20 protein-coding genes and 1 other annotated feature are annotated in these 22,435 nt (G+C 62.9%); of the genes, 11 read left to right on the forward strand and 9 right to left on the reverse strand.

The genetic code is table 11. The features are described 5' to 3' along the window. Positions 1–7 precede the first annotated feature (7 nt). The gene (locus tag ACH2DW_RS09540; protein WP_394929510.1) at positions 8–790 is read left to right on the forward strand and encodes an NAD-dependent deacetylase; all 783 of its coding nucleotides are present in this window, start codon (positions 8–10) and stop codon (positions 788–790) included. A 127-nt stretch (positions 791–917) separates the two neighbouring features. Beyond that, complete coding sequence (moeB, locus tag ACH2DW_RS09545) at positions 918–2,087, forward strand: molybdopterin-synthase adenylyltransferase MoeB (RefSeq protein ID WP_394929511.1); 1,170 nt, start codon at positions 918–920, stop codon at positions 2,085–2,087. 36 nt (positions 2,088–2,123) lie between these two features. Here the strand turns inward: moeB and ACH2DW_RS09550 are convergent, their stop codons facing one another. Both ACH2DW_RS09550 and ACH2DW_RS09555 read right to left on the reverse strand, forming a co-directional pair. Continuing rightward, positions 2,124–2,912 (reverse strand): class II aldolase/adducin family protein, encoded by a 789-nt coding sequence (locus ACH2DW_RS09550; RefSeq protein WP_394929512.1) that lies wholly within the window; start codon positions 2,910–2,912, stop codon positions 2,124–2,126. Positions 2,913–2,934: 22 nt separating this feature from the next. Then, entirely contained in the window at positions 2,935–3,849 is a 915-nt protein-coding gene (locus ACH2DW_RS09555; RefSeq protein ID WP_394929513.1) for an EamA family transporter, read from the reverse strand. Between the two features lie 76 nt (positions 3,850–3,925). Between ACH2DW_RS09555 and ACH2DW_RS09560 the strand changes: the two genes are divergently transcribed. Beyond that, positions 3,926–4,309 (forward strand): RidA family protein, encoded by a 384-nt coding sequence (locus ACH2DW_RS09560; protein WP_394929514.1) that lies wholly within the window; start codon positions 3,926–3,928, stop codon positions 4,307–4,309. 65 nt (positions 4,310–4,374) lie between these two features. After that, the gene (locus ACH2DW_RS09565) at positions 4,375–5,958 is read left to right on the forward strand and encodes a methylmalonyl-CoA mutase (RefSeq protein ID WP_394929515.1); all 1,584 of its coding nucleotides are present in this window, start codon (positions 4,375–4,377) and stop codon (positions 5,956–5,958) included. 67 nt (positions 5,959–6,025) lie between these two features. Here ACH2DW_RS09565 and thrH read toward each other — a convergent pair whose 3' ends face one another. From thrH to lysS, 5 genes are all read right to left on the reverse strand, one after another. Next, positions 6,026–6,649, reverse strand: coding sequence for a bifunctional phosphoserine phosphatase/homoserine phosphotransferase ThrH (gene thrH, locus ACH2DW_RS09570; RefSeq protein ID WP_394929516.1), 624 nt, complete (start codon positions 6,647–6,649; stop codon positions 6,026–6,028). Between the two features lie 13 nt (positions 6,650–6,662). Beyond that, entirely contained in the window at positions 6,663–7,226 is a 564-nt protein-coding gene (locus tag ACH2DW_RS09575; protein WP_394929517.1) for a nitroreductase, read from the reverse strand. A 162-nt stretch (positions 7,227–7,388) separates the two neighbouring features. After that, on the reverse strand, positions 7,389–8,426 hold the full coding sequence (gene ligD, locus ACH2DW_RS09580) for a non-homologous end-joining DNA ligase (protein WP_394929518.1): 1,038 nt from the start codon (positions 8,424–8,426) through the stop codon (positions 7,389–7,391). Between the two features lie 85 nt (positions 8,427–8,511). Next, on the reverse strand, positions 8,512–9,477 hold the full coding sequence (gene dapD, locus ACH2DW_RS09585) for a 2,3,4,5-tetrahydropyridine-2,6-dicarboxylate N-succinyltransferase (RefSeq protein WP_394929519.1): 966 nt from the start codon (positions 9,475–9,477) through the stop codon (positions 8,512–8,514). Positions 9,478–9,571: 94 nt separating this feature from the next. Continuing rightward, positions 9,572–11,119 (reverse strand): lysine--tRNA ligase, encoded by a 1,548-nt coding sequence (gene lysS / locus ACH2DW_RS09590; protein ID WP_394929520.1) that lies wholly within the window; start codon positions 11,117–11,119, stop codon positions 9,572–9,574. Between the two features lie 72 nt (positions 11,120–11,191). Here lysS and ACH2DW_RS09595 point away from each other — a divergent pair, with 72 nt between their 5' ends. From ACH2DW_RS09595 to ACH2DW_RS09605, 3 genes are all read left to right on the forward strand, one after another. Next, a complete protein-coding gene (locus ACH2DW_RS09595) occupies positions 11,192–12,514 on the forward strand; it encodes a M15 family metallopeptidase (RefSeq protein WP_394929521.1) in 1,323 nt (440 codons plus the stop codon). A 64-nt stretch (positions 12,515–12,578) separates the two neighbouring features. Then, complete coding sequence (locus ACH2DW_RS09600; RefSeq protein WP_394929522.1) at positions 12,579–13,946, forward strand: dihydrolipoyl dehydrogenase family protein; 1,368 nt, start codon at positions 12,579–12,581, stop codon at positions 13,944–13,946. A 122-nt stretch (positions 13,947–14,068) separates the two neighbouring features. Then, positions 14,069–14,413: an HNH endonuclease gene (locus tag ACH2DW_RS09605; RefSeq protein ID WP_394929523.1), complete on the forward strand. Its 345-nt coding sequence runs from the start codon at positions 14,069–14,071 to the stop codon at positions 14,411–14,413. A 9-nt stretch (positions 14,414–14,422) separates the two neighbouring features. Here the strand turns inward: ACH2DW_RS09605 and ACH2DW_RS09610 are convergent, their stop codons facing one another. Beyond that, positions 14,423–16,060: a thiamine pyrophosphate-binding protein gene (locus ACH2DW_RS09610; RefSeq protein ID WP_394929524.1), complete on the reverse strand. Its 1,638-nt coding sequence runs from the start codon at positions 16,058–16,060 to the stop codon at positions 14,423–14,425. 81 nt (positions 16,061–16,141) lie between these two features. Beyond that, positions 16,142–17,905 carry an acetyl/propionyl/methylcrotonyl-CoA carboxylase subunit alpha gene (locus ACH2DW_RS09615; RefSeq protein ID WP_394929525.1) on the reverse strand — a complete coding sequence of 588 codons (1,764 nt, stop codon included), beginning with the start codon at positions 17,903–17,905 and terminating at the stop codon, positions 16,142–16,144. 19 nt (positions 17,906–17,924) lie between these two features. On the opposite strand from ACH2DW_RS09615, the gene ACH2DW_RS09620 reads away from it, so the two are divergent. From ACH2DW_RS09620 to ACH2DW_RS09635, 4 genes are all read left to right on the forward strand, one after another. After that, a complete protein-coding gene (locus ACH2DW_RS09620) occupies positions 17,925–18,698 on the forward strand; it encodes a biotin--[acetyl-CoA-carboxylase] ligase (protein WP_394929526.1) in 774 nt (257 codons plus the stop codon). A gap of 50 nt (positions 18,699–18,748) precedes the next feature. Next, on the forward strand, positions 18,749–19,786 hold the full coding sequence (locus ACH2DW_RS09625) for an LCP family protein (RefSeq protein WP_394929527.1): 1,038 nt from the start codon (positions 18,749–18,751) through the stop codon (positions 19,784–19,786). A 7-nt stretch (positions 19,787–19,793) separates the two neighbouring features. Then, the gene (gene rfbD / locus ACH2DW_RS09630; RefSeq protein WP_394929528.1) at positions 19,794–20,636 is read left to right on the forward strand and encodes a dTDP-4-dehydrorhamnose reductase; all 843 of its coding nucleotides are present in this window, start codon (positions 19,794–19,796) and stop codon (positions 20,634–20,636) included. A gap of 313 nt (positions 20,637–20,949) precedes the next feature. Next, positions 20,950–22,187 (forward strand): IS3 family transposase gene (locus ACH2DW_RS09635; protein WP_394929529.1). Its coding sequence is split into 2 segments (ribosomal slippage): positions 20,950–21,247 and positions 21,247–22,187, totalling 1,239 coding nucleotides; the frame shifts between segments, so codons are not numbered across the junction. After that, positions 21,231–21,344: a sequence feature (AL1L pseudoknot), on the forward strand. It overlaps the preceding gene by 114 nt. Positions 22,188–22,435: the final 248 nt, after the last annotated feature.

Consider the following 22,435-nt stretch of genomic DNA (forward strand, 5'->3'; position numbering starts at 1 on the left):
TCACCAGGTGTCAGTCGAACCCCGCCACACATTGCCCGAGCTTCCGGTCGGAACCGAGACGGCTCGGAGTCTGATCTCGGCAGCAAAGCGCATCGTGGTGTTGACAGGTGCGGGCATTTCGACGGACTCCGGGATCCCCGACTTCCGTGGGCCGAACGGCGTGTGGACGAAGAACCCGGCAGCGGAGAAGGCGTCGAACCTGCAGAACTATCTTGCCGATCCGGAGTTACGCAAAGTCGCATGGCAGAACCGACTGACGACACCCGCGTGGACTGCGGAACCCAACCAGGGTCATGCTGCCATTGTCGAGTTCGAACGCCGTGGTCAACTCCACGCAGTGGTGACGCAGAACATTGACGGGCTGCATCAGAAGGCAGGCACCGACCCCGACAAGGTGGTCGAAGTGCACGGCACCGTGTGGTTCACGCGCTGCTGGGACTGTGCGGATCAACGTCCGATGGCGCAAAGCCTGACCAGGGTGCGTGCGGGCGACGTCGATCCGGCATGTCTGGAGTGTGGCGGGATCCTGAAGAGCGACACGATCAGCTTCGGCCAGGCGCTTGTTCCCGAGGTCATCGATCGGGCGCTCCAGGTCAGCGAAGAGTGCGACGTGCTGCTCGCCGTCGGTTCGACACTCAGCGTCTTTCCGGTGGCCAACTGCGTCCCCCGCGCCAAAGCAGCAAATGCTCGAGTCATCATTGTCAACGGTGAGGAGACCCGAATGGACCGATTTGCGGATCACTTGCTCGTTGGCCAGATCGGCGCCGTCCTACCGGCACTCCTCGCCTGACCTGATCCGTTTGCGTACCGGTGACATGTCGCCGGCGACATGTCACCGGTACGCAAACGATGGTGGCGGCGGCGGTACCCGCTCATTCCCGACCCAACAGGTCAACTATCGACGGTAGGCTTTTTCGATGGCAACGTTCCGAGACCTTCTCTCCGCCGCAAAGTCCGAAATCAACGAAGTCGACACCGACGGTGCTTCGAGTGCGATCGCCGAGGGCGCGCTTGTCCTTGACGTACGCGAGCCCGACGAGTTTGAGGAAGGTGCGTTGCAGAACGCGATCCACATCCCGCGTGGTCATCTCGAAGCGCAGATCGAGGGACGCATCGTCGACAAGTCCGCTGCGATCGTGGCGTACTGCGCAGGTGGTGTCCGCTCAGCCTTTGCGGCCAAGACCCTTGGCGAACTCGGGTATACCAATGTCGTCTCGATGGAGGGCGGCTACGGCCGGTGGAAGGACGAGGGGCGCGACTGGAAGAAGCCCGTCACGCTGACCCCCGAGCAGAACAACCGCTACAAGCGCCACCTGCTGCTGCCCGAGGTCGGGGTCGCAGGTCAGACGAAGTTGCTCGACGCCAAGGTGCTGATGCTCGGTGCAGGTGGGCTGGGCTCGCCAGCAGCGCTGTACCTCGCTGCTGCAGGCGTCGGAACGATCGGCATCGTCGACATGGATGACGTCGACTCGTCGAATTTGCAGCGACAGATCCTCCACAACATCGACCGCATCGGCGACCGCAAGGTCGACTCAGCGAAGAAGACCTTGACGATGCTCAACCCGGACGTCAACGTCGTCACCTACGACACGCGGCTCGACGCCTCAAACATCATGGACATTCTCGAGGGCTACGACGTGGTCGTCGATGGCGCCGACAACTTCCCCAGCCGCTACCTCCTCAACGATGCGAGCGTGAAACTCGGTATTCCCGTCGTCCACGGATCGATCTTCCGATTCGAAGGCATGGTCAGCGTGTTCCACCCGACCGCAGGACCGACGTACCGCGACATGGTGCCCGAGCCGCCGCCAGCCGAACTCGCGCCGAGCTGCGCCGAGGCCGGCGTGCTTGGCGTGTTGCCCGGCATCATCGGTTCGATCCAAGCGCTTGAGACGATCAAGGTCATCCTCGATCTGGGCGAGCCGTTGATCGGTCGCATTCTCACTGTCGACACCAACGACATGGAGTTCCGCGTCTTCAACCTGAAGCCCAACCCCGAGAACGAAGTCACCTACGAGAACCGTGACCGCATCGAGATCAAAGAACTCGACGGCCTCTGCGCACCGGGCCTGGCTGCCCCCCACTGAGACCACTGAGACCACGTGGTGGGCTGAGTCAGCGAGTCAGGTCAGGAATTCGGGCTCGCGAGCAACGAGCTCGTCCCAGAACGGCTGGAACTGGAACCAGCCGGCGATGTCGTTGCCCTGCGCCTTGTAACCATCCTCGCAGAGGTGGTCCGGAATCTCGATCGGCTCACCTGCTGATTCGGCGAGCAACTGGCTCTGACAGAGGCGCTCGAGAGCAATGAACCACCAGACGGCCGCATCGACTGAACCGCCCGTGGTGATGAGGCCGTGGTTCTGATGAATGAGCGCTTTCTTGGTGCCGAGTGCCTCGCCCATGGCCCGACCGACTGCGGTGTCGAGCACCACGGCACCGCTGCCCTCGTTGCAGAGCGCGATGTCGTTGTAGAACATTGTCGCGTCCTGGCTGATCATCTTCAGTGGCTTGCCGAGGGTGGAGAACGTGCGTCCATACATCGAATGGGAGTGTGCGGCGGCCATGACGTCGGGCCGTGCCTTGTGGAGTTCGCTGTGGATCGCAAACGCCGCTGCGTTGACGGGTCGGTCGCCGACGACGACATCACCATTGTGGTCGACGCAGATGAGGTCGCTCACGGTCATCAGCTTGAAGTTGTGGCCGAACGGGTTGACCCAGAAGCGGTCGGTGAACTCGGGGTCGCGAACAGTGACGTGGCCTGCCACACCCTCTGCGAGATGGAGGCGACCCATGGTGCGCAGCCCACAGGCGAGGCGCTCCTTGCGGCGCTGACGCTCGGCTTCCATGTCCTCGATCTCCGGAGCAGCCTGCTTCTGGATTGCGGACAGTGTTTCCTCGACGGTGTCGGTCATGTTTGAATTGTAACGCCCGAGGTCAAGCCGGGTCGGTGCGGACGACCCGCTCGACGCGTTCGATCTCGTCGCGCTCTTGGACAGCGACGCCCACCAGCACCAATGCGATGCCGATGATGTCGAGCCCGGACGGCTGTTGGTCGAGCGCGATCCAGCCGATCACTGATGCGGTGACTGGCAGGAGCGCCAACAGCAGTGAAAAGCGACGGATCGGAATGCGACGCATCGTGAACTGGTCGATGCCGTACCCAATCGCGTTCGAGAACACACCCACGAGGAGACAGGCCGCGAGAAGTGTGGGGGAGAGCCAGACCGGGCCACTCCACGGAGCGCCGATTGGCGTGGTCACGATCGCTCCGATGCACAAGCCGAGACCGAGGCCGGCGACGCCGCGGTCGACTTGGGCGACCCGCGAGCCCAACACGATGTAGCCGGCCCAGAGTGCTGACGCCAACAGGATGAAGAACAGTCCGTCGAGGTTGTCGGCGACCTCAACCCCGCCGAGGACGACGACGCCGACAATCGCGAAGGCAAGCGCGACACCGTTACGGAGAGACCTTGTGGCGACTGCGGCAACGGTGATGGGGCCGATGAACTCGATGGTGACGCCCTTGCCGAGATCGATGCGGTCGATCGCAAGGTAGAAGCAGATGTTCATCAGCGCCGTGGTGATGCCGAACACCGCCACGCTGATCAACTGTGGACGAGTCCACCCGGAGCGCCAGCCGCGTGATACGGCGAGCAGCGCGATGGAGGCGCCGATGATTCGGAACCATGCAACGGTCTGCGGTTCCACCTGATCGAACAGGAGCACGGCGATCGCTGCGCCGATGTACTGCGCCACCGCAGACAACACGAACAGCGCCTCGGGTTGCGCGGTACTTAGCCAACGGGCGATTGGACCGCCCGATGCTGGGGTTGACGTCGCCGACTGCACCTCGCCAGTGTGGCCCAAGAGTCACAAATGGGGTCAGACCCCCGCTTGTGTCGCGCCGCTACGCGACACTGCAGGGGTGCAAACGCCCGTGAATCCGTCGTCCATCGCCAATCCAGCGGCGAACTATCACCACGCCGTGTTGGTGGAGAATCCGACTCGCTGGCTTCACACGTCTGGAGTCGTGCCGACCGCACCGGACGGGTCGACGCCTGACGCGATGGAGGATCAAGCGAAGGTGGTGTGGGAAAACATCGCAGCAATGCTCGCAGCCGCCGACATGTTGGCGCTCGACATCGTGTCGGTCACCACGTACGTGGTGAGCGGCGAGCCGCTCGGCCCGGTCATGGCTGCACGGGATGCATTTCTCGGCGACCACCGGGCCGCAAGCACACTCGTCACCGTTCCCGAACTCGCCCAGCCGCAATGGCGAATGGAAGTCGCCGTCGTCGCCGCGAACTGACCGAGCGCGACAAGTTGGCGGCTGACGACATGGTGTCAGGCACCATGCCGTCCTACGATCGACCCATGGCTGACGCGCCCAACCTTCCGCACACTGATTCCGGCATTCCGATCCAGCGGCTCTACGACGAGACCGACCTGGCGAACTGGGACGCTGCGACCCAACTCGGAGCGCCAGGGGAAGAGCCGTACACCCGCGGTGTCTACTCCTCGATGTACACCGGACGCCTCTGGACAATGCGCCAGTACTCGGGCTTCGGCAATGCCGAGGCGACAAACGAGCGGTTCAAGTTTCTCCTCAACGCGGGCCAGACCGGTCTGAGCTGCGCGTTCGACCTGCCGACGCAGATGGGATACGACTCCGACCACGGTCGGGCCGAGGGCGAAGTCGGCAAGGTTGGCGTCGCCATCGACTCGATGGAAGACATGCGACTGCTCCTCGCCGGTCTCCCGCTCGACAAGGTGTCGACGTCGATGACGATCAACTCGACTGCGGCGATTCTGCTGCTGATGTACGAGTTGGTCGCCGAAGAGAACGGTGTCGCCGCCGACCAGATCAGCGGCACCATCCAGAACGACCTGCTCAAGGAGTACATCGCCCGGGGCACCTACGTGTACCCGCCGCGCCCGTCGATGAGGATCATCACCGACATCTTCGGGTACTGCGCCGACCACATTCCGAACTGGAACACGATCTCAATTTCTGGCTATCACATTCGCGAAGCGGGTTCGACAGCGGTTCAGGAGATCGCATTCACGCTGGCGAACGCTATTGCCTACGTCCAGGCTGCGGTCGATGCGGGCCTCGACGTTGACGACTTCGCGCCGCGGCTCAGCTTCTTCTGGAACGGTCACAACAACTTCTTCGAGGAGATCGCGAAGTTCCGCGCCAGTCGGCGGATGTGGCACACGATCATGACCGAGCGGTTCAATGCCCAGAATCCCAAGAGCAAGATGCTCCGGTTCCACACGCAGACCGGTGGATCGACGCTGACCGCGCAGCAGCCGATGAACAACATCATGCGCGTCACGCTGCAGGCGCTCGCCGCAGTGATGGGCGGAACGCAGTCACTCCACACCAATGGTTTCGATGAGGCGCTCAGCCTGCCGACCGAGAACGCGGCCCGCATGGCGCTCCGAACTCAACAGGTCATCGGCTACGAGTCGGGTGTCGTCGACACGCCGGACCCCATGGCCGGTTCGTACCTGGTCGAGTCACTCACCGACGAAGTCGAAAAGCTCGCATGGGACTACATCGCCACCATCGACGAAAAGGGTGGTGCAGTCGCTGCGATCGAGCAGGGCTACCAAATGGACGAGATCATGGACTCGGCCTACCAGTACACGAAGTCGATCGACGACAACGAACGGACCATCGTCGGCGTCAACAAGTTCACGATGGATGACGAGCCCGAACCGGCAGTCTTTCCGATCGACCCCACACTGGAGCCCGGTCAGATCGAGCGGCTCAAACGCTACAAGGCCAACCGTGACCCCGCGGCGGTCGAATCAGCGCTCGGCAAGGTCAAGGCGACCGCCGGGACGAGCGACAACCTGCTGTACAGCATCAAGGATGCACTGCGTGCCGATTGCACGCTCGGCGAGATCAGCGACAGCCTGCGCGAGGTCTTCGGCGTCTACACACCCTGACCGGAAGCCAGCTGACGGCCAAGAGGTGCCGGCCGGCTGGAATGTGTCTCGTCGCGAGATATGGGCCTCAGGAGAGCTGGGCGGTGATTGCGTCGAGGAGCTCGTCGTAGGAGTCAAGCGCTGGGAACTGCGGGAACTCGGCGATCACGTTGGCTGGAGCATGAAACAAGAATCCGGCGTCGGCTTCGCCGAGCATCGTCGTGTCGTTGTAGCTGTCGCCAGCAGCGATGACTCGATAGTTCAGCCCATGGAAGGCCTGCACGGACTTGCGCTTCTGGTCAGGTTGGCGCAGTCGATAGTCGACGATGCGGTCGTCGGTGACAACCAGCCGATGGCAGAAGACTGTGGGCCAATCGAGCTGGCGCATGAAGGGCCGAGCGAACTGCTCGAAGGTGTCGCTGAGAATGATCAGCTGCGTGCGGGCTCGAAGCTTCGCCAGGAAATCGTGGGCACCCGGAAGGGGAACGAGACCGGCAATGACGTCTTCGATCAACGACATCGTGAGACCGTGCTCAGCGAGCAGGCCGAGGCGATAGCGCATCAAGACGTCGTAATCAGGCTCATCACGCGTCGTGCGCAGCAGACCGTCAATGCCGGTCCGTTCAGCAACGGCAATCCAAATCTCGGGGATCAAGACCCCTTCGAGGTCGAGCGTGACGATCGTCTGAGTGGCAATGTCGAGTGCGGGCACGCCCCGCATTCAATCACTGCTCGATCCGGACCACCTCGACGGGGTCCCGTTCAGGCACCGGACACGTGCCGCCTGGCCAACCGAGATAGATCACGCCAACGATGCGATCGTCGGGACTGAAGCCGCAGAGCTCGAGCACCTTGGGTGGGCGCGTGAGCGCTGGGGTCGACCAAAAGCTCGCGAGCCCCAACGCCGTTGCGCCGAGTAGAAGGTTTTGAATCGCGGCGGCGACGGCATCACGATTCTCGAGGTGCAGCATTTCATTGGGATGTGGTTCGCAGCCCACGACAACGACGGCAGGCGCTCTGAGGTACTTGCCCTGTGTCTTGATGCGTTTGGCGTCGTCACCGAAGTCAGCGTCGGCCATATCGGTCGCCATCGTGGTGCCGAGCCGCGAGCGACCATCGCCGGTAAACGAGGCGAAACGCCACGGCCAGGTGCGCTTATGGCTCGGGGCCCACGACGCAAGTTCGCAGAGTTGGTCGATGATGTCGTGGTCGACGGACCGATCAGACTCCATCACCAACGACGTGCGGCGGCCACGTGCGAGCTGGGTGAACGCATCAATCGTCGTCATCGCCCCATCATGGGAGATAGGCGGACGCTCCACAACGTCGGATGCGCAGGAGCCTGTTCCGCGAGTTCCGAACTCCGGTCAACAGTTCGCCGCTCGACGATGTCGCTGGCCGTGCTCGAAGCGTCTTCGCGGACAGCGGGGTGAATACCTGCAACCGCAGGTTTAGTCATGCTTGGCGCGACTGGGCTGCACCCTGGGCGCCTCGTTTGGCATCTTCGGATACACCGGTGGCCACGGGGCATCGGGAATGCCATCGGCGAGATCGGCGGCGAATCGCTCGACGAGCGGAGCGATTGAGCACGGAGCTTCATCCATCAGCTCCCACGGGTCGCCGTGGGCGGCAAGCCGGTGCGGCACTGTGTCGATCGTGCATACCTCGGGATTGATCGTGTTGAGTTCGTCCCAACGGAACGGTGTCGACACCTGTGCTCCGACGCGTGGTCGGACACCCCAGGCGCCGAACATGTTCTTGTGCGGAGCATTCTGGTTGTAGTCGATGAACACCCGCTCGCCACGTTCCTCCTTCCACCACTTGTCAGTGATGAGATTCGGTTGCCGTTCGGATAATTCGCGGGCGAGGGCGATGACGGCGCCGCGGATGGCGAACGAATCCCAGCCCGGCTCGACCCGCACGTAGATGTGAATGCCCTTGCTGCCCGTGGTCTTGGCGAACCCGAGCATCCCCAGTTCGGCCAGGTAATCGCGGACCAGTGCAGCCGCCTCTCGAACTTGATCGAATGGCACGCCCGGCGTCGGGTCCAAGTCGATGCGCATTTCGTCGGCCTCGTCGGGCTCGCTCGCCCGGTAGGGCCACACATGTAGACCGAGCACCCCCTGATTCGAGGCCCACAACACATGTGCCAGGTCGGCGATCACCAGCGCTCGTGAGGGGGTGCCGTTGATCGTCTCCACGGTTGTGGTGTGTAGCCACTCGGGCGCAGAGTCGGGGATGCGTTTCTGGAAGAACGATTTCCCGCGTACGCCATTCGGGTAGCGCTCGAGCAGCACGGGTCGACCAACAAGCGTGCGCATGATCGCGTCGCCGACTGACACGTAGTAGCGAGCGAGGTCCAGCTTGGTTCGCTGGGCCTTCTTTGGTCCGACCGACGGGAACATCGGCTTGTTCGGATTCGTGATCGGCACGATGCGGCCGGCGGCCTCGATCTCGACTGGAGCACCGAATTCGTCAGCTTTCGCCATCAGCAGCTCTGCAGATTGTGGCTCGGAGTGGTGCACACCATTGCGCTGCAACGTATCGAAACTGCGGTGCTCGATGTGGTGCTTGCTACTGGTTCGAATGCAGTTCGCTGTTCAGTTCGCCCCAGCTCTTGTCGCGCGGCCGGGCGATGACCTGTCCTGTTTGCCCATCACGGATGAACAGGACACCGCTGACTCCGGAGATGTCCCGAGCCTTGACGACGCCGTCGGGAGTCAGAATTGGCGTTGCGGCGGTGATGTAGAGACCGGCTTCGACAACGCAGTCGTCACCGAGGCTGATGCCGATGCCGGCATTTGCCCCGAGCAGGCAGCGCTCGCCGATCGAGATGGTCTCGGTGCCGCCGCCGGACAGCGTGCCCTGGATCGAGGCGCCGCCGCCCACGTCGGAACCGTTGCCGACCACGACGCCGGCTGAGATGCGGCCTTCCACCATCGAGGTGCCGAGCGTGCCTGCGTTGAAGTTGCAGAAGCCCTCGTGCATCACCGTGGTGCCTTCGGCGAGGTGGGCGCCGAGTCGCACACGATCGGCATCGGCGATGCGGACGCCGGTGGGCACCACGTAGTCGGTCATGCGCGGAAACTTGTCGAGGCCGTGCACGCTCAGTACGCCGCCGTCGAGCTTCACCTTGAGTCGAACGTCGTCAAGCGCGGAGACAGCAACGGGCCCGAGGTTGGTCCACGCGACGTTGTTGAGGGCCCCGAAGGTGCCGTCCATGTTCAAAGAGTGCGGGGGAGCGAGGCGGTGGGAGAGTAGGTGCAGTCGGAGATACGCATCCTCTGGCGAGGCGGGTGCTGCATCGACATCAACCGAAATTCGGACGGGCCGGATCGTGACGTTGCGTACTTCGTCACGGTGATCGCGCATGCCGAGCTTTGATTCGATCGTGTCCCAGTGCACAGAGTCGCCCCCGGCGCCATCTGCGCCGGGGTCGCTGCCGTACTCGCCCCAGCCAAGCCAGCGGTACCAGGTGTCGAGCGTGTTGCCTGCTGAGTCGATCGTTGCGAGGCCAGCGCCCCATGCCATGCGTGTCATTGGTTTCTCCAGATTCTCAGATGGTCGAGTGACGCGTGGCCCGGCCCCGGAGTAGCTGAGCTACACCTGGTCCCGACCCCGGAGTCACTCGTGGTCAGTGAACTTCGGGTCGGAGGGTGGGGAAGAGGATGACTTCCTTGATCGAGTCGACGCCCGCCAACAGCATCGCCAGACGGTCGATGCCGATGCCGAGACCACCGGTGGGTGGCATGCCGTACTCGAGCGCTCGGATGTAGTCCTCGTCGAGGCTGCCGGCTTCGTCGTCGCCGGCCGCCTTGGCCGCCTGTTCGTCTTCGAACCGTGCACGCTGCTCGACGGGGTCGTTCAACTCGGAGTACCCGTTGGCGAGCTCTCGGCCGTCGACGAACAACTCGAACCGTTCGGTGAGGAAGGGATCGTTGCGATCAACGCGCGCGAGCGGCGAGATCTCGACCGGGTGTCCGGTGACGAAGGTCGGCCGGATGATCGATGACTCGGCCGTCTTCTCGAACAGCTCCTCAATGATCTTGCCGGCGCCCCAGCGGTCTTCGACGAAGACGTCGTGATTCGCAGCGACCTTGCGGACGTCGGAGATCGGCATGGACGGATGGAGCTCGACGCCGGTGCCTTCGGAGGCGTAGTCAATCATGCGTTTGCGAGGCCAGGCATCAGCCAGGTCGACCTGCTCACCGCGAACTTCGACGACCGTGGTGCCGAGGGCATCTTGGGCGGCGGTGGTGATGAGTTCCTCGGTGATGTCCATCACGTCGTTCCAGTCACCGAACGCCTGATAGAGCTCCATCATCGTGAACTCGGGGTTGTGTCGAGTCGAGACGCCCTCGTTGCGGAACGTCCGTGCGATTTCGTAGACGCGTTCCATTCCGCCGACGATCAAGCGCTTGAGGTACAACTCGACGGCGATGCGCAAGTACAGCTGCATGTCGAGTGTGTTGTGGTGGGTGGTGAACGGCCGAGCGTGGGCGCCGCCGACCTCGGGATGCAGCACCGGCGTCTCGACTTCGATGAACCCATGCTTCGCAAGGGTTCGGCGGAAACTGGCGACGGTCTCGTGGCGGATCTCGAAGTTGCGGCGCGCGTCCTCGTTGACGATCAAGTCTGCATACCGTTGGCGGAATCGAGTGTCGACGTCGGTGAGCCCGTGCCACTTGTCGGGCATTGGACGGATGGCCTTGGACAGCAATTCGACATGATCGGGCTTGACCGACAACTCGCCTTTGCGGGTGGTCATCACCGTGCCGTTGACTCCGACCCAATCGCCGAGATCAAGGTCCTTGATGGCAGCGAACTCGTCGTCGCCGACCACAGCTTTCGAGATGAAGAGTTGGATTTCGCCGGACCGGTCGCGGATCGTGGCGAAGATGAGCTTGCCTGAGTCGCGCTTGAGCATGATGCGGCCTGCGACCGAGACTGGATCCTCGGTTTCGATGCCCGGCTCGAGGTGCCCCCAGCCGCTGCGCACATCGGCCAGCGTGTGGGTGCGGTCGAACCGGTAGGGGTATGGGTTGTCGCCTGACTCCCGCATGGCTTCGACCAGGCCCAGCCGTCGTTCCTTTTCGGCAGCGAGGCCGCTTCCGGCAGCCGCCTCAGGGGCGGCGACGACATCCGGAGTGTCGTCGGAATGGGGGTCGGTCGGCTCGCTCACGGTGCGATGACCGTAGCGAAACTTCGGGGTCGTGCCACCATGTTTTCGTCGCGAGTTCGTAGCATTCTCCTGATGCGCCGTCCCGCTGTCGTCATCGCGATCGCTCTTGCTCTGGCCGGTGCACTTCCGGTGGTCGCGCTGAGTGACCCGCAGATCGACGGCCCAGCTGCGGTGGCGCAGCCGGCGGTTCGTGTTCCCGGCCCGGCAGGGCCGGACGTCGACGTCGTGACCATCTACAACAGCGGAGCGCTTCGGTCCGATGTCGGCGCACGGGCGTTGGCTGCCACCCGAGCGGCCGGAGGCACCGGCGCAATTGGTCGCTCTGCGAGTACCGGGATGCGACGTGTTCGTCGAGGTGGCTCGGTCGTGCAACAGGCACCCTCCGGCTACTCGTATCCCATGGCCACGACGGTGCTACCGGCACATGCGGTCGCAAATCTGATGGGCAACGACGTTGCTGCAGTCCTGACCGCCACCGACATCGTGATGGGTCAACTGACAGCCGAGCTGCGCGGGGCTCGTGCCGGTGACGTTGTCGACCTCGTCGCTTCCAACGGTGCGGTGCTGCAGTTCACCATTGCGAAGGTCGTCCCAGACGAAATCTCCGGCGGTACCGAGTTGTTGTTGTCGATTGAGGCTGCGGAGCGTCTCGGCGTCACGCGTGAGAGCCGGATGGTGCTTTGGGGCTTCGACTCGCGAGCCTCGCTCGATGCCGAACTCATCAGGCAGAACTTGATCAGTACATCAATCCGCGTGCGCCGCAGCTGGGATCCGCCAGATCCGGATGCGACGCTCGGGATGGCGCAAACGAAAGCTGCCCTGGGCGAGTTTGCCTACCGTGTCAACACGAACGGATCGGTGTCGATCGACAGCACCTGGAAGAACGCGAACATCTCGGCGGGCTCCATCGGTCAGCTGAGTCTGAGGTCCGGGTGTCACAACCTCGTACGCGCTGCGCTGACGAACGCGATGAACGAAGTCATCGCGTCCGGTCTCGAGTACACGATCAACTATTTCCACGCGAACACGGCAGGCGGCTGTTATGTCCCGCGATTCAACAGACTGACCCCAAACAGCAGCATCGGCTTCTTGTCGCGTCACACGTGGGGCCAGGCGGTGGACACGAACACTGTCGGTTCGTGCCAGGGCTGCGCTCCGCCGGACATGGACTGTCGCACCGTTCGGATTTTCCGCAAGCATGGCTTTGCCTGGGGCGGCAACTTCCTGACGCCTGACGGTATGCACTTTGAATGGGTCGGCAAGCGACGCGACGTCGGGTTGTACCCGAGCAGGTACTGCGGCAACACGAATGCCGGATCGTTGGCTGCGCTGGATGGAGAATCCGAACGGTCGACGATCTTCGCTGACGACGGCCTGTACGTCGGCGACCACTGAACACCTGCGACATCACGGCCCATCGGTCGACGCCCCGAGTCAATTACTCGCGTAGCCTGACCGTGTGAGCACACGATTTGTCATCCTCGGCGGCGGCCCAGCCGGTAACAATGCGGCGACGCATGCGGCGCGGATGGGGGCTGAGGTCACCATGGTCGAGCGCGACGTCGTCGGGGGAGCGGCCCATCTGTGGGACTGCATTCCGTCGAAGACGATGATTGCCACCGGCGGCGCGATCAGCTTCTCGAATCGTCTCGAAGGCATGGGGTTGGAGAACAACGATGCCGAAGTCGACGTCGAGAGCCTGACCACCCGCATCGAAAGCATCAAGAACCGGATGCGCGACAACAACACCGAGATCCTCGAGAGCCAGGGCATTCGCATTCTCCGTGGGTCGGGCCGGTTCACGGGTCCGCACACAATGGAAGTCGAATGTGTCGATGGCCTCCAGACCGTCGAGTTCGACGCCGCGCTGGTGTCAACCGGCTCGCAGCCGCGTGTCCCCGAGTGGTGCCACCCTGACGGTGACCGCATCCTCACGACACGCGACTGTTATCCGCCCAAGGTATTTCCCGACAGTGTTACCGTTGTCGGCTCCGGTGTCACCGGCGTGGAGTTCGTCCACATGTTCTCGTCGTTCGGGGCCAAGGTCACCCTCGTCGTCAGCCGGCAGCAGGTGCTGCCCGGCAAGGATCCTGAAGTCGCTGCCGTGCTTGAGCAGGAGTTCATGCGTCGTGGCGTGAAACTGGTGATGGGCGCCCGGGCAGAGGCAATCGAGCGTTCCGAGGCTGGCGACACCGTTGTCGTCCGCTGCGACGATGGTCGAGTCATCGAATCGTCCCATGCGGTGTTGGCCATCGGTTCTGTGCCGAACACCGCCGGCATTGGCCTCGATGCGGCGGGCGTCGACGTCAATGACTGGGGCTATGTCGACATCAACCAGCACTGCGTCACCAACGTCGGGCACATTTATGCAGCGGGTGACATCAGTGGCAAGCTCCCGCTGTCATCCGTGGCGTCGATTCAGGGTCGCAAAGTCGCCGAACACGTGATGGGCCTCCACACCCGCAACCATCGCCACCTCGACTACGACAAAGCCGCCTCGGCGATCTTCACCGAGCCTGAAATTGCCGACGTCGGCTTGGCAGAGGCGGAGGCATTCGCTTCGGGTCGCAAGATCCGCGTGACCAAGGTGCCCTTCTCGTCGACCGCAAAGGCAATGATCAACAGCGACACTCGAGGGTTCGTCAAGATCATCTCCGACCCGAACACCGGTGAGATACTCGGTGGGTCGATTGTCGGCCGTCACGCAGCCGAATTGATCTCCGTCATCGCGGTCGCAGTGACGGCAAGCTTGACGGTGAGTGACCTGGTTGAGAGCATCCTCGTGCATCCGGCGCTGAGCGAAGCGCTTGCCGAAGCAGCGGAGTAGTCAACTCAATCCGGCTCCCACTTGAGGGTCGTGCCCGGCGTCGGTTGCCGTCAACTTGATCGGGCTGTGGTGACTGAGTTGAATATCGCATCGCCGTACTGCTGTCGCCGTACTGTTGAGGCGTGGCGGTGAACAGGAGTCGACGCGCGAAGGCCGCACGCAAGCGGAAGCGACGCATGGATGGTGTCGAGCACGACTTGACCGACGAGCAATGGGCGCAGCTGCAGGAACTGTGGGGCGGTTGTGCCTATTGCGGAACACAGCCAACCGAGACCATGCAGCGTGACTGTGTTCTCGCGCTGTCGCGTGGAGGGCGCTACACCCTTGACAACATCGTGCCAGCGTGCCGAAGTTGCAATGCGAGCAAGAGCAACGGTGAGGTCACGACGTGGATGCGCCGCAAGCGGCTCGATGAGCCGGCGTTCCTGCTGCGCCGTGCCGAGATCAGCCGAGATCTGCACGGCTAAGTGTTCTCGTTAGACGTACGTTGAACCCTTCATCGCGCCAACGTCCTTGCGCATCTCGACGTTGACCAGGGCGGGCTTCCCAGAGGCGAAGGCGCGCTCGATGGCGCCGCGAATCTCGTGCGGCCGGGTGACGTGCTCGCCATGACCGCCGAGCGCCTCGACCACCTTGTCGTAGCGCGTGGCCCTCAGCTCAGTGGCGACGAGTCGGTCCTCACCGTAGATCATCGCCTGAGGACGCATCATCTGTCCCCAGGCTGCGTCGTTGCCAACAATGCCGACGATGGGTAGCCCGAACCGCACGGCGGTGTCGAACTCGAACCCATTGAGTCCAAACGATCCGTCACCGTAGATGATCATCACTCGGCGATCCGGGTTGGCAATTTGCGCAGCGAGCGCGAACGGCATGCCGACGCCGAGCGTTCCGAGAGGTCCGGGGTCCATCCAGGTGCCGTTCGGCGGGACCCTGAGCACCTTGGAAGCCTGGGCAACGATGTCGCCACCGTCGCCGATGACGATCATCTCATCGTCGGTCGCAACGAAGTCGGCGATCTCGTGACATAGACGCATCGGATCAATGGGTACTTCGTCGGAGTGCAACTGGGCGGCCAGGGCTGCGTCCGCAGCGTCCTCGATCGTGCGCAGGTGAGCTGTGTGTTCGGAGAAATCGAGGCTGCCGTTGAGGGCGTCGGTGAGCGCATCGAGGTTGACGCCCAGATTCCCGACGAGGCCGATGTCAGCTGACCGGTTCTGGCCGATCAGCGTGTCGTCGAGATCGAGCTGAACGATCTGTGCGTCGGCAGGAATTGAGGCGCCGTACTTCATCCGGAAGTCGAGCGGGGTGCCTGCCAACACCACGACATCCGCCGCGGCGAGAGCCTCTTTCCGGCTCCGATTGAAGAACTGCGGATGATCCATCGGGAGTTGTCCCCGGCCCATCCCGTTCGTGTACACCGGCGATCGGGTCGCCTCGGCGAAACGGCGAAGTGCGGGGCCACCTTCGGACCACTTGAGGGCGGTGCCAGCCATCACCATGGGGCGTTTGGCTTGGCGCAGGAGTTTGGCGGCAACCTCGATCGATGCTGCTGGCGCCGATGATGCAACGCGGTAGTCGCGGAACGTTGGCAGTGTGATGGCTTCGACGTCGATTGGGCTGTGCAAGACGTCCATCGGAATCTCAAGGAACGCCGGGCCCGGAACGCCAGACATCGCGTGGCGAACCGCCTGCTCGACGTACTCCCCGATGCGGGCGGTCTCGTAGCAGGTGTCCGCCCACTTGGTGATTGGACGCATCAGCGAGACGTGGTCCATCTCCTGGAGCGAGCCTCGGCGCAGGTTGTTGAACGGGCCTTGTCCGCCAAAGACGACGATCGGAGAGTTGGCCCGCCACGCGTTGGCGACGCCGGTGACACCGTCGGTCACTCCGGGTCCGGCCGTGAGGATCGCAACACCGACTTTGCCCGGGTTCAGTCGTGCCCATGCATCAGCGGCGTGCGTCGCTGCCTGCTCGTGGCGCACGTCGATGACCCGGATGCCTTCGTCGAGGCATCCGTCATAGATGCCCATGACGTGGCCACCGGACAGAGTGAAGACGCACTCCACCCCAGCGGCCTTGAGTGCCTTCGCTGCAAGTCGTCCACCGTGGCTCATGGTGTGTCCCCTTCGCGTTGTCTGTTCCCCGCCCCAAACGGTAGCGAACGAGCAACGGTCGGTGCCGACCGGAGCAGTTGCCTATTCGATGATGGCGAGGATGTCCCCGCCACCCACCGTGTCTCCAGCTGCGACCTTGAGTTCCTTGACCGTGCCGGCCTTCTCAGCGTTGATCTGGTTCTCCATCTTCATCGCTTCGAGCACGACGATGCCGGCACCGGCCTCGACGGTGTCGCCGACCTCAACAAGCAGCTTGACGATCGTGCCCTGCATGGGTGCCTCGACGCTGCCAGATGCAGCTCCGCCGCCACCGGCGCCGGACGCTGACCGCTTCTTCTTCTTGGCTGCGGGCGCAGCCGCGCCGACCGGAGCTTCGGGGACCCACATGTTGACGTCGAACCGTTTGCCGTTCACCTCGACTGTCGTGGATCGACGCACGAGCGGCTCGGCGTCGTCATCCTGCTCGGGTGCACCGGTTGGTTGGCCGGTGACGCCGGTGAGGTCGAGTGTCTGCTCGACCCACTTGGTGGAGTGTTCCATCGCCGCGAAGTCAGGGTGTCGCAAGATGGCGAGGTCGGCCGGAATCGTGGTCGCAACGCCTTCGACAACGAGTTCTTCGAGTGCTCGAATCGTGCGGGCGATTGCCACCTCGCGGTTGCGGCCCCACACGACGAGCTTGCCGACCAGGTTGTCGTAGAACTGGCTGATCTCGTCGCCGGAGAGATACCCCGAATCGAAACGCACACCGAAGCCGTCCGGAGCGACCAGCTTGGTGATCGGCCCGGGCGAGGGGAGGAACTTGCCTTCGGCCGGATCCTCGGCGTTGATCCGGATCTCGATGGAGTGGCCGCGCCGCAGGGCGCTGACTTCGTCCTGAGTCATCGGAAGTTCTTCACCAGCGGCGACCCGGATCTGCCACTCGACGAGATCGATGTCCGTGATCATTTCGCTGACGCAGTGCTCGACCTGCAACCGCGTGTTCATCTCAAGGAAGAAGAACTCCGAGTCCTGGTAAATGAACTCGACTGTGCCGGCGCCGTAGTAGCCAACGGCCTTGGCTGCCTTGACGGCTGCCTCGCCCATCGCCTCTTCGATGCCGTCCGCCAAGTCTGGAGCGGGAGCCTCTTCGATGAGCTTCTGGTGACGTCGCTGTGCCGAGCAATCGCGACTCGAGATCCAGACGCAGTTGCCCTGCTTGTCGCCGACCAGTTGGATCTCGACGTGGCGTGGCCATGTGAGGTAGCGCTCGACATACACCTCGTCGCGACCGAAGAACGCAAGTGCCTCGCGTTGCGCGCTTGCGAAGGCGTCGTCGACCTCATCGGCATTGTTGACCACCTTCATGCCTCGCCCGCCGCCACCGAAAGCAGCTTTGATGACCGCCGGCCAACCATTTTCGTTGCCAAAATCGCGGATCTCGTCGGGGCCCTGGGCGAACTCAGTCGTCCCAGGAACAACCGGAGCACCGCCACGGATGGCCGCCTGACGGCTCGAGACCTTGTCGCTCATCTCGTCCATTGCCGTTGCCGGTGGTCCAATGAACTCGACGCCCATCTCGGCGATGGCGCGTGCGAAGTCGGCGTTCTCAGAAAAGAAGCCATAACCGGGGTGCACCGCATCGGCGCCGCTCTTGGCGATTGCGTCGAGCACCGCTTCGGTGTTGATGTAGCTCTCGGCAGCGGTTTGGCCGCCGAGAGCGAAGGCTTCGTCTGCGAGGCGCACATGGAGGGCGTCTCGATCGAGTTCGGAATACACCGCGACAGTCGCGATGCCCATCTCCCGAGCCGCTCGGATGACACGGACGGCAATCTCGCCGCGGTTGGCAATCAGAATCTTCTTGAGCACGGGTGCCAATGTAGGCGGCATGAGCCCGGCGTCAGGCATTTCCAAGATGGACGAATGGCACGTTTCTGTCGTGGCCGAGACGGGGAGCACCAACGATGACCTGTTGCGTGCGGCGGAACAGGGTGAGCTGGCGGATCGAACTGTGCTCCGCACCGAACATCAGACCGCAGGGCGCGGTCGACTCGACCGGCGATGGGATGCTCCGGCGGGAAGCAACCTGCTCGCATCGATGTATCTCATGTCCCCTGGTGATCGGCCGACGTCAATGCTGCAACGGGTCGGCGTCGCGATTGTGGACGCTGTCAACCAGCTGGCGGGGTTGAAGATCGAGGCGAGCAATCGGGCGACATTGGGTCTGAAGTGGCCGAACGACGTGTTGTACGACGGTCGCAAGCTTGCCGGCGTGCTGGCGCAACGTTCGACGTCGGCGCCAGGTCTGATTGTCGGGTTCGGTGTCAACGTCGCGTGGGCGCCGCCAGAGGCGGCGCGCGTCAACGATCTCGTGGATTGCACCGCTGAGCAGCTGCTCGTGGAGGTGCTCAATGCATTCGACGCGCAATCGGGTGATCCGGCGGTCCTCGCTCAGACCTACCGGGCTCGATTGCTGACGCTTGGGCAATTCGTTCGCGTCCACCTCCCTGGCAATATGACCTTTGAGGGCGAAGCCGTTGACATCGACGCCGAGGGGCGCATCATCGTGGTCTCCGAGATGGGTAAGAAGCGGGTCTTTGATGTGGGTGATGTTGTGCACCTGCGGCCCGGAACACACGGTGCCGGTATCGCATCGGATTGATCTGCTGTGGTGCCGCACGCCCAGCCCGCCCCCCGGTTAGCGTTCTTCTGATGCAGCAGTACCCAGGGGGCGATCAGTACGCCGACGCCCCAAAGAGGCGGCGTCGCCGGAGCTCGGCACCGCTCGCCTTGCTGTTCGCCCTCCTCACTGCGGCTGTTGGCGCGGCAGGCGTGATTCGCGCCGCGGACGACCGCACGGCAAATGTTGAGCGGATCGAGGGGCTTGAGGACATCTTGGTCGCCGTCGAGGGGCCTGCGGTCAACTATCTCCTCATTGGTTCGGACTCGCGAGAGGGTTCGGACCCGAATGCACCCGACTTCGGCGGTATCGGCGACACCAGTGCGGTGCAGGGCCGTCGCAGCGACACCATCATGGTGCTCCGTCAAGAAAAGGACGGCAACGGTGCGGCACTGATGAGCATCCCGCGCGACCTCTTGGTCACCATCGCCGGGTCTGGCAAGCAGGATCGCATCAACTCGGCGTACAACGACGGTGCCGACGTGCTCGCTGCCACGGTGACCCAAGAACTCGGGATCCCGATCAACCATGTGGTCGACATTGACTTCTTCAGTTTCAAGGAGCTCGTTGACGCCGTCGGCGGTGCCACCATCTGCTTCGAGTACGTCACACGCGATCTCAACTCCGGACTGGCTCAGGAGCCGGGATGTAACCGGCTTGACGGGGTACAGGCGCTGGCGTACGCACGGAGCCGTAACTATGAAGAGTTCCGCGACGGAAACTGGCGCAAAGACCCCACTGCTGACCTCGGGCGGATTCAGCGGCAGCAGGCGTTTATTTCCACGATCGTTGACGCCACCATGACCGAACTGCAGTCCGATCCGTTTCTCGCGTCGGAGCTGATTGACGCGGTCAGCAGCTCGGTTCGCATCGATGCTGGCCTTGACCCAATCGCTGCGGCAGGCACGTTGCGCAAGGCGTTCGCGACAGGGTTGGCGACGTACCAACTCGACGTACGCGGCGAGAACTTCAACGGCAAGTCCATCCTGCGGCTCAACGATTCGTCGAAGCCCATCCTCGACTACTTCCGCGGCATCGGCCCGTTGCCTGTCGTCACGGTTGCCGAATGAGTCGTCGATGAAGGTGTTGATCACCGGCGCAGCCGGTCAGCTCGGGGTGGAACTCGTGCAACATTGCATCGAGATGGGCGACGACGTGGTTGCGGCGGACCGGAGCGATGTGGACATCACCGATGCCGCTGCCGTCGACGCGTTCCTTGCTCAGCACCTTCCGGATGCCGTGATCAATGCCGCCGCCTACACAGCAGTCGATGCATGCGAGACCAACGTCGATATCGCCCAGGCAGTGAATGGAACCGCTGTTGGAATCGTGAGCGCCGCTTGCGAGAAATTCGGTGCACACCTCGTGCACGTCAGCACCGACTATGTCTTCGACGGCACGCTCGACCGTCCCTACCTCGAGACCGACGAAACGAACCCGCAGTCGGTGTACGGACGCACGAAGCTCGCCGGAGAAATCGCAGCCGGTTCGGCTGCATCGATCGCCCGCACATCGTGGGTCTGCGGCGAGTACGGAGACAACATGGTGAAGCTCATCCTGCGTCTGGCTGCGGGAGATACGCCACTCGCTTTTGTCGATGACCAGCGCGGCCACCCGAGCTTTACGGCCGACCTCGCGCCCGCGCTGCGCACCCTCGCTCTCGAGCGGCGGGCGGGCACCTTCCATCTCACCAATGGTGGCGCCGTTTCATGGTTCGAGTTTGTCGGCGACATTCTGGAAGCAGCGGGCCACCAACGCGGGCGAGTGTCGCCGATTGCCACTGCCGATCTGGATCCGCCTCGTCCAGCACCACGGCCAGCGAACAGCGTGCTCGACAACGCTGCCTGGAAGGCTGCGGGCAAAGAGCCGCTGCGAGACTTCCGTGCACCCCTCACCGAGTTGGTCGCACGTCTCACCTAAGCTTCGCGTAAGGCCCTCTTTGGAGGCAGCAGAGCGGCCGTCGGCGTTCTTTTCTCGGGATGTCAAAAAGCCTAATCAGGGATTGCTCATCTCTGTCGCTTTTCTCCCTCATGGGACACTTTGGAACTCTCGGTGGCGCATCCAAATATCAACGATCCGCCCCTACCCCGCCTTGCGGCCGGTTGGGCATCGTGATGGCAGCTGGAAGTGCACAAAAGACTTCGGGCTCGACATACGTGGAGGAACCAAATAACGCTGCGAGATGAATCGCTCCGGGAAAGTTGCGTGCTCTGATCCTTGAGAGGATGGAGTCATGTCAAAGAGGTTGAGGCGGTATCCGCCGGAGCTGAAAGAGCGTGCGGTGCGCATGGTTTTCGAGCACCAGCACGAGTACCCGTCGCAGTGGAAAGCGATCAACGAGATCGGCGCCAAGCTTGGCGTGCATCACGAGTCGCTATGGATCTGGGTTCGCCGCGCTGAGACCGATGCCGGTCATCGGCCGGGGTTGACGAGCGATGAACGCGAGCGGGTGAAAGAACTCGAGCGTGAGGTGAAAGAGCTTCGCCGAGCGAACGAGACCTTGAAGTCGGCGTCGGTTTTCTTCGCGGCCGAGCTCGACGGTCGAACCAAGAAGTGATCGCGTACTTCGATGCCCACCGGGAGCGTTTCGGAGTCGAGCCGATCTGCAGAGCGTTGCAGATCGCCCCACGCACCTACTGGGCAGCCAAACAACGCCAGCCGTCGGCACGCGCCCTGCGCGACGCCGAGTTGTGGCCAATGATCGAGCGGGTACATCGCGAGAACTTCGGGGTCTACGGCGCCGCGAAAGTGTGGGCGCAACTCAACCGCGAAGGCCACAAGGTCGCTCGCTGCACCATCGAGCGGTTGATGCGCGACCTCGGTCTACGTGGCGCTGTTCGCGGCAAACCCGTCCGCACGACGTTCGCCGACGACGCGGCGGATCGGCCGCGGGATCTGGTCGATCGCAAGTTCGCAGCGCCGGCACCCGACCGGCTCTGGGTCGCAGACCTCACCTACGTGCGCACGTGGTCTGGGTTCGTCTACGTCGCGTTCATCACCGACGTGTTCTCACGCCGCATCGTTGGCTGGCAAGCCTCTCGTTCACTCAAGACCGACCTCGCGCTCGACGCCCTCGAGCAAGCCATCTGGTCCAGACAACGCGACGGCGCAGATCTCGATCAGCTCGTTCATCACAGCGACCGCGGCGTTCAATATCTCAGCATTCGCTACACCGAACGTCTCGCCGAGGACGGCGTCGTGAACTCAGTTGGGTCACGCAGCGACAGCTACGACAACGCGCTCGCTGAGACAATCAATGGGCTCTACAAGACCGAACTCGTCCGGAACAAGGGACCTTGGCGCGGGCTCGATGACCTCGAACTCGCGACGCTCGAATGGGTCGACTGGTTCAACCACCGACGCATCTTCCACGACCTCGGCCGCATCCCACCCGCCGAGTTCGAAACCAACCACTACCGACAAACCGTCCCTGCAATTCCGTCAGGGACTCAAACCAACCAGCACGCATGAAACCCGAAGCGATTCAAGACAAGATTAATGATTGATTTTGCGGCGATGTACGACGGGGAACAGCGGCTATGCATGTCGTGTTTGCGACGGTGGAGTGTCTGTTGGCCGCTGGCTGCTGATCAACTCCGAGGTGTTACCTGGTGTTCAGAATGACGGCAATTCAATGTGTTCGAGCTGAGAGAATTCTGGTTAGCCCGTGGGGAAGTATCCGTTGGTGTCGATGATGAGTTGTGTTGCGCTGTGTGTGT

Origin of the sequence: uncultured Ilumatobacter sp., assembly GCF_963980585.1 — a bacterium.
Lineage (GTDB): Bacteria > Actinomycetota > Acidimicrobiia > Acidimicrobiales > Ilumatobacteraceae > Ilumatobacter_A.